The sequence below is a fragment of the Acetobacter sp. DsW_063 genome (assembly GCF_002153745.1).
Lineage (GTDB): Bacteria > Pseudomonadota > Alphaproteobacteria > Acetobacterales > Acetobacteraceae > Acetobacter.
Genome location: NZ_JOPL01000115.1, coordinates 1 through 7,026 on the forward strand (window position 1 = coordinate 1; position 7,026 = coordinate 7,026).

A 7,026-nucleotide genomic window follows, 5' to 3' on the forward strand; every position below is an offset into this window, starting at 1 on the left:
CACAACCTCTCGCTCACTTCAATAAATTAATAGGTCCTGAGCCTAGGTCAACGTAATTATCCACGTCATCGTTATATTTTGTTGAATGGCGCTTATATCGTGTCACCGTAAACAGACCCCGTTGCGCAGCAGCGTTCTTATTCCCTGCTCCCGGGGCATCGAAAATTGAAATATGACCATCGACGCGGTTTGATCTGCCTTTACTCCGAAACGGAGTTTCTTCAAGCGCCCACACTGCCAGGCGGCGTTTGCCGGTTTCATCTTTGCTGGCGCTTGCCAACGCGCTTGATGCAGCAAAATACGCCGCAACATATGGTTGCCTTGTCCAATCCAGCAACCGAGTTGGAACCCCATGATGCTGCGCCAGCGCCAAAAGTGGCAACATGTTTTCCGGTGGCCAATTCTGCGGTTGGGCAAAGGAATCAATTTTGCCAAGCTGAGCTTGCTCGAATATGTTCTCCGTGCCGTAAGGCACACCTAAAGCAATCGAATCAGCCGCTTGACAGAAGCTATTTAAATAAAAAATCTCTCTAGCTATCAGAGCTAAAAGATTAACATGCATACCCTTATCGATTTTCAGGAGGCGATCTTTTTTCACGTTGCGCAATACACTCGGCACTAATCCCCAATCTGCATTTGCTTGCCCCCGAAACACGACAGGTCGACCGTTCAATAAATCCTGCATAAGGAGAGATCGCATCAAATAACTCTCTCGCAGTTTCTAACGAGATCTCCTTAACGCTGCTCATCGTGCTCGCTCTTGTAATCATCAATTTCAATTCTACCTTACACTGAAAAGCCCCCCAAAAAACCGCCACAGCCACCTGATGACCCGCTTGGTCACGTTACGGAATCCCCCGGAGGGACAATGGCATCGCGCAACGGCATTCAAACGACCCGAATAATCATACGGGCGTCCGATTTACATGACGCTCTTCGGAGGATGGGCTTGGCTACACCGCACGCCCCTCCCTTAATCGGGATCATGCCCGCGAAGCGACCTGTGAATGAAACGCAGGACTCGCGCCTTCCCCAGCCAATGAGAAACGCAAGCTGATTCTGGGCCTTGACAGCCAGATTCTCCATGAATGGCGGATATCCGCCAATTTCTGGCGCAATTCGCCTGACACATTAACGTCATATTACCCACAGATTCCGTGGACAGGTGTTGGAATAACTCTGTGGATAAAGTGTGCAGCGATAGGCGAGCAGCCACCTGCGCTTATCTTTCCCTCTTTGTTCCAAACGAATCCACAACGGGCCTGTGAATCGCGCTGTCGGAAAAAAATCCACCAATGCGGCATTCATGCATTGCCGTAGCGGGAAGGGGGACCGGGGAGGCCTCAGCCTGTCGCATCCAACACGCAGTCTGCGAGCCGAAGGACCTTGCTGGCGCCTGTCATCCAAAGCGCCACTGAACATCCACACACTTGTAACGTCACACTGGAACACGCTCTCGGCAAGACGGCGAGATTAGTGGTCCATGGTTGCCCAGGCGCCTCACGGAGACACGGTTCAGTCTCCAGAGTCAGATGCGTTCATCCAGACCGCTGGCCACACGCTATTTCCGAGGAGGCGCGGCGGACGCTTACACCTACAACGTTTGATTAACGGTCGCCCCTCGCCACATTAGAGAAAAGGATCAGCGCACCCCGCTTTAACTCAATTTATTACCCGTATGTTATTTGCATTTTCCAAATTTACATGAGTTTGAAAATAGTATTTATCAGTTATCTCTCCATCAGCCACGAACGCTATTCTTACTTTCAGCGCGGTTCCAGAAATTTCTATGCGCTTATTAATGTAGTAGGTGGATGGATTTTCATTCAAGCGCGATTGAAGTTTTTTTATTAATTCAGGTTCGATTTTAATACTAAGGTTTCTCTGATCTCTATAATCTTTTTCTGAATTAAGGTATAAATTACCTGCATCATAGCCCGTCGCCTGCACCGTCATGACAAATTTTCCGGAAATTCCGCTCTCCGTTTCTGCCGCAGCCATTACCGCTTGCTGCGGAGTAATATAATTACCGTTATAATTTGAAAGTTGCTTATCTGCACACCCACTCCCAAAAAAGAGGACGCCAGTCAGAATATAAGCTTGCTTGATACGTTTCAAAATTCGACACTCCCACGCGTCAAAATGCAACTTGCAATACACACCAAAGAGAAATTCACCAAGGCAAGCGTAATCCTTCCTCGTGATCCAAGAGCCCTGCGGCAGTCTCAGGCGTCATCGGCGATCGATCTGAACCTTCACAGCCCCGCAGGGCTTCAGAAAAGGAACGAGCGCATGGCTTCCGGCAATCCGGACCGAACGCTTAACGCCGCATTACCCCCCCGAGCGTGCCGAATTCTTCAATGACGCCGATCTCGCAGCGCCTGCTACGCGTCGTTGGCCGCGAACCGCTCCATGATCGCAATGGCTGCCGAATAATCGTCATTGGGATGAGCATGGCGACCCAGCGACAACACCTGCAGGGCGCCCGCCAGAGTGGGCGCCGGTATCGCCTGTCGGGCTATGGCGTCGACCAGAAGGCGCATGTCCTTCTGCATCAACCGGGAAGGAAACTGTGAGGTAAAGTCGCCAGTTTTCGCCGCCTTCAGCTTCCGCTTGTGATGCGGGGAAATCACGGCGACCTGATCCAGCGCGTCGAACAGCATCGAGCGGTCCAGCCCCGAGGCCAACCCGTAAGAGACAGTCTCCGCCAGCGCGGTCAGGCCCGCGCCCATGATGCCGTTCACCACCAGCTTCAGCTTCGCTCCGCTGCCAGAGGGACCTGCATGGATGGTCAGCTTGCCAATGGTGTCGAAGATTGGCGCGGCATTTGCAACGTCTTCCACAGAGCCGCCTACCAGAATAACCAGAGCGTGAGCCTCCGCCTCTGGCGTGCTGCCGGAGACCGGGGCGTCGAGCACCGTGACGCCTTTCACGCGCCCGGCCGCGAGCAGCGCGTCCGTCGCCTCGGGCGAGACGGACGAGGTGTTGAGCAACACGCCCCCCGCCTTCATGCCCACCAATGCGCCGTTTTCACCGTACATCGAGGCTTCCAGCGCCTCATCATCCGGCACGCAGGCGATGACGACGTCCGCTTTCTCCGCGACCGCACGGGCGGTCGGAAGAATCTCGACCGCAGGGTCACTGCTCTTGCCGGAAGGGGTGTAGGCGATCACGCCGTAACCCGCATTGCGGAGATGGACGCCCATACGGGTCGCCATCGCGCCAAAACCGATAAAGCCGAGCAGCGGGGCGTTTTGCGGGGTAAGCGCGGTCATGGGCGTCCTCGGGAAATGCTGCGCGCGAAAGCGGTGGCTGACGTGAAGATCGCCGCGACTGCGCCGACGCAGGGTTACGCGCGAGGCAGCCGGAGCCGCGCCGCGCAGGATCAGGCCAGTTTGTCGCCTCCGCGCTCGCGGGTCCAGCTACGCCACACCAGATGCAACGCCGCCATGGCGGCCGGCCCCACGAACAGGCCCAGCATCCCCCACGTTTCCGCCCCGCCGAGAATACCAAGCAACACCCAGAGGAAAGGTAATTGCGTGCTGCCGCCGATCAGGGTCGGGCGGACGAAATGATCAGCGACGAAGATGACGACTGCGCCGATGACAAAGACGCTGATCGCCGCGACCGTCGCGCCCTTGACGAAGATCAGGACAGACACCAGGCCGATGGCGATCATCGCGCAGAACGGAATCATCGCCGCAATCGCCGTTACCACGCCGAACAGCGCCGGATGGGGCGCGCCCGCCAGCAGGTAGACGACGCCCATCAGCAGGCCTTCGCCCACGCCCACCAGCACCAGACCGGCGACGGTGCCGTGGATTGAGGCGACGATCTGGCGCGCGATCACCTCTCCCCGTCGACCGAACAGACGGCGCGACGCGAACGTGCATTGCCGCGCGGCGGCGGCGCCATCCTTGTAGAGGAAGAAGAGGGTCAGCAACGAGAAGCAGAAAAGGGTGGTCCTGTGCGCTACCTGTGATCCCACGGCCTTCGTCACCGCCATGCTGCGGCTGTCGAGCGAACTGAAGAACTCGTGCGCGTCTTCCGGGTTGCTCAGATTGTTCTCCCACCAGGCAACCACGCTTTCCGCGCCGAGCGGCAGGTGATGCGCCCATCTTGGAACCGGAATGCCAGAGCTGCGGGCGCTCTGCATGAGCTCAAGCATGCCCTGCGCCTCTTTGGCCGCCTCCAGCCCCACCATGATCAGGGGGATCAGGAAAATGAGCGCCAGCGCCGCCGTGAAGAGCAGAGGCAAGGTGACGCCGTTGGCGAGGCGCGGCCAGCGTTCGCGTGTGCGCTGATACAGCGGCCATGTCGCGATCGCGAAAACGCCGCCCCAGACAAGCGCAGTCAGAAACCCCGAGATGGTGTAGAGCGCGACCGCTGCGATGGCGATGCCGAGGAACTCCCGCGCACGCCACTGCGACCGCATGATCACCGAGCGTTGGGCCGGAGTGGACGCCTCGGCCTCCGCAGGCGACGGGGTCAGAAGATCCGCAGGCGGCGTGCGGCCTGCTGCGGCAGGCGCGCCGGGCGACAGCTCGACCAATGTCTGACCGGTCTTGGGCATCAGAACCTGTTTCCTCCCTGGGGCGGCGTAAAATATGGCCCCGCCTTGCGCCGTCCGACCACTTCCGTGGCGGATCAGGGAATGACGCGCAAGTGGGCTTCACCCTGTGCTGCGCCTCCGATTCGTTTCGAATAGAGCACGTCTGCACACGGCGCAGGACGCCGAGCATACCCCACTTCGTGCGACGGAGCGAACGGGCGGGGCGAACAGGCGCGGCGTCAGGAGGAGCGCGCCGCCCCTTCAGCCCAGATGGCGAAGGCATGGATCAGCGCCGCCTCGTCCAGCGACTTGAACCGCCCGGACGCGCCGCCATGCCCGGCCTCCATGTTGATGCGCAGCAACTGCGGCCGCCCGGAGGTCGAATACTCGCGCAGCTTCGCGATCCACTTCGCGGGCTCCCAATACGTCACGCGCGGATCGGTCAGGCCACCGATGGCGAACACCGTGGGATAGGGCTTCGCCTCGATCCGGTCATACGGCGAATACCCGGCGATGCGGTCATAGGCCGCGACGTCGGTCAGCGGATTGCCCCACTCCGGCCATTCCGGCGGCGTCAGGGGCAGCGTGTCGTCCGACATGGTGTTCAGAACATCGACAAACGGCACCACGGCGACGATTCCCGCGAACAGTTCAGGCCGCATATTCGCGATCGCGCCCATCAGCATTCCACCCGCAGAGCGCCCGTCCGCGACGATGCGCCCCGCCTCCGTCACGCCCTGAGCGATCAGATGCTCGGCGCAGGCGATGAAGTCGGTGAAGGTGTTCGTCTTGGTCTCGCCCCGCCCGCCGAGGAACCAGTTCCATCCCTTCTCCGCCCCACCGCGCACATGTGCGATGGCGTAGACCCAGCCGCGATCGACCAGACTGAGATTGCGGGTCGAAAATGTCGGGTCGATGGAGACGCCGTAGGAACCATATCCGTAAAGCAGCGTCGGCGCCGGGACGCCTTCCGGCGCGTCGCGACGGCGCAGCAGCGTGATAGGCACGCTCTCTCCGTCCGGCGCCTTCGCGAGCAGCCGCTGGCAGACGTAATCGGCCGGATCGTGGCCCGAGGGAATGTCCTGCGCTTTCAGCAGCCACCGTTCGCGCGTCGCCATGTCGTAGGACAGCCACTGGCGCGGCGTCGTCGGCGACTGGTAGGAATAACGAAGCTCGTTCGTCGCGAATTCATAGGAGCCGTCGAGGGACAGCGTATAGGCGTCCTCATTCGTCGCCAGATGATGGGCCTCCCCATCTCGCGGCAGGATCTGGATCGCCGTGTTCGCGTCCACACGCTCCACCCACACGACATGATCGGCGAACGCGGTGCATTCGGTGATGTAACGGCCCGGACGATGCGGCACCAATTCCCGCCACGCCGCACGGTCGCCGATCTGCGCGTCCAGAACCGTCATCAGGCGGAAATCGGTCGCGCCGCCAAGATTGGTGCGGACCACGAAGCGGTCGCCCCAATGCGCCAGATCATAGGTCACGCCCTTCTCGCGCGCCGCCACGCAACGCGCCGCCGCCGTGGGGTCGTCGCCCGGCACGACCCAGCTTTCCGCCGTGTCGTGATCGTTAGAGCTGATGACGATCCAGCGCCCCGAGCGGGTGGAGGCGACGCCCGCGAAGAAGCCGGGGTCCTTTTCTTCGTAAACCAGTTCATCGGCGCCGCCTGCGACAGCGCGCCGGAACACTCTCACCGGGCGCCCGTTCCCGTCACGCCATGTCCAGAAAATATGTTTTGAGTCCGGAGAGAATACAAAATTCCCGGTACAATTCCCGATCTCGACAGGCAGCAGTGCGCCGCTCGCCAGATCTTTCACCCGAACGGTGTAAATCTCCGATCCCTGCGTGTCCTCCGCCCAAGCGAACAGCGCATGATCGGGGCTGTGCGTTGCGGAACGCGCCACATAGTAGCTGTGATCCTTCGCGCGGGCGTCGGCGTCGAGTAGCACCTCTTCCTGATCGACGCGATCCTCGTGGAAGCGCACATGGCGCGGCTGCTGCGCCCCGGCCTCGTACCGCACGCCGTAGCGCCAGACGCCATGCGGCAGCGCGGGGTAAGACTCATCCTCCCGCAACCGGCCTTTCATTTCCGCCACGATCTCCGCCTGCAACGCCTGCGTGGAGGCCAGAACGGAATCGCTATAGGCGTTCTCCGCGCGCAGATGCTCGGCGATATCGGCGCGCAGCAATGTCGGATCGCGCAGAACGGCCTGCCAGTTGTCGTCCTTCATCCACGCGTAGTCGTCGGTGCGGGTGCGCCCGAGTTGCTCGATGGTGCAAGGGTCCTTGCGGGCGGCGGGCGGGGTGGCGGGATCGGGCATCTAGGCTTTCCGTTTGATGGTCGGAGGTAGGATGACACAGTTCTGTGTGGGTTGGCACAGGGCATTGAGCTGGAAGGGGGCTACCCAGTTTGGGAGTTAGGCTCAGGACCTATTAATTTATTGAAGTGAGCGAGAGGTTGTGAT

At 60.0% G+C, this 7,026-nt stretch carries 5 protein-coding genes; all 5 read right to left on the reverse strand.

Annotated features, from left to right (window positions below; genetic code table 11):
• Window positions 1-13: 13 nt before the first annotated feature.
• Window positions 14-700 (reverse strand): FRG domain-containing protein, encoded by a 687-nt coding sequence (locus tag HK28_RS12700; protein ID WP_086644913.1) that lies wholly within the window; start codon window positions 698-700, stop codon window positions 14-16.
• A 962-nt stretch (window positions 701-1,662) separates the two neighbouring features.
• Window positions 1,663-2,118 (reverse strand): hypothetical protein, encoded by a 456-nt coding sequence (locus HK28_RS13845; RefSeq protein WP_143217423.1) that lies wholly within the window; start codon window positions 2,116-2,118, stop codon window positions 1,663-1,665.
• 266 nt (window positions 2,119-2,384) lie between these two features.
• On the reverse strand, window positions 2,385-3,275 hold the full coding sequence (locus HK28_RS12710) for an NAD(P)-dependent oxidoreductase (protein ID WP_086644915.1): 891 nt from the start codon (window positions 3,273-3,275) through the stop codon (window positions 2,385-2,387).
• A 110-nt stretch (window positions 3,276-3,385) separates the two neighbouring features.
• Window positions 3,386-4,573, reverse strand: coding sequence for an AI-2E family transporter (locus HK28_RS12715; RefSeq protein WP_198945892.1), 1,188 nt, complete (start codon window positions 4,571-4,573; stop codon window positions 3,386-3,388).
• Window positions 4,574-4,791: 218 nt separating this feature from the next.
• A complete protein-coding gene (locus tag HK28_RS12720; protein ID WP_086644916.1) occupies window positions 4,792-6,882 on the reverse strand; it encodes a S9 family peptidase in 2,091 nt (696 codons plus the stop codon).
• Window positions 6,883-7,026: the final 144 nt, after the last annotated feature.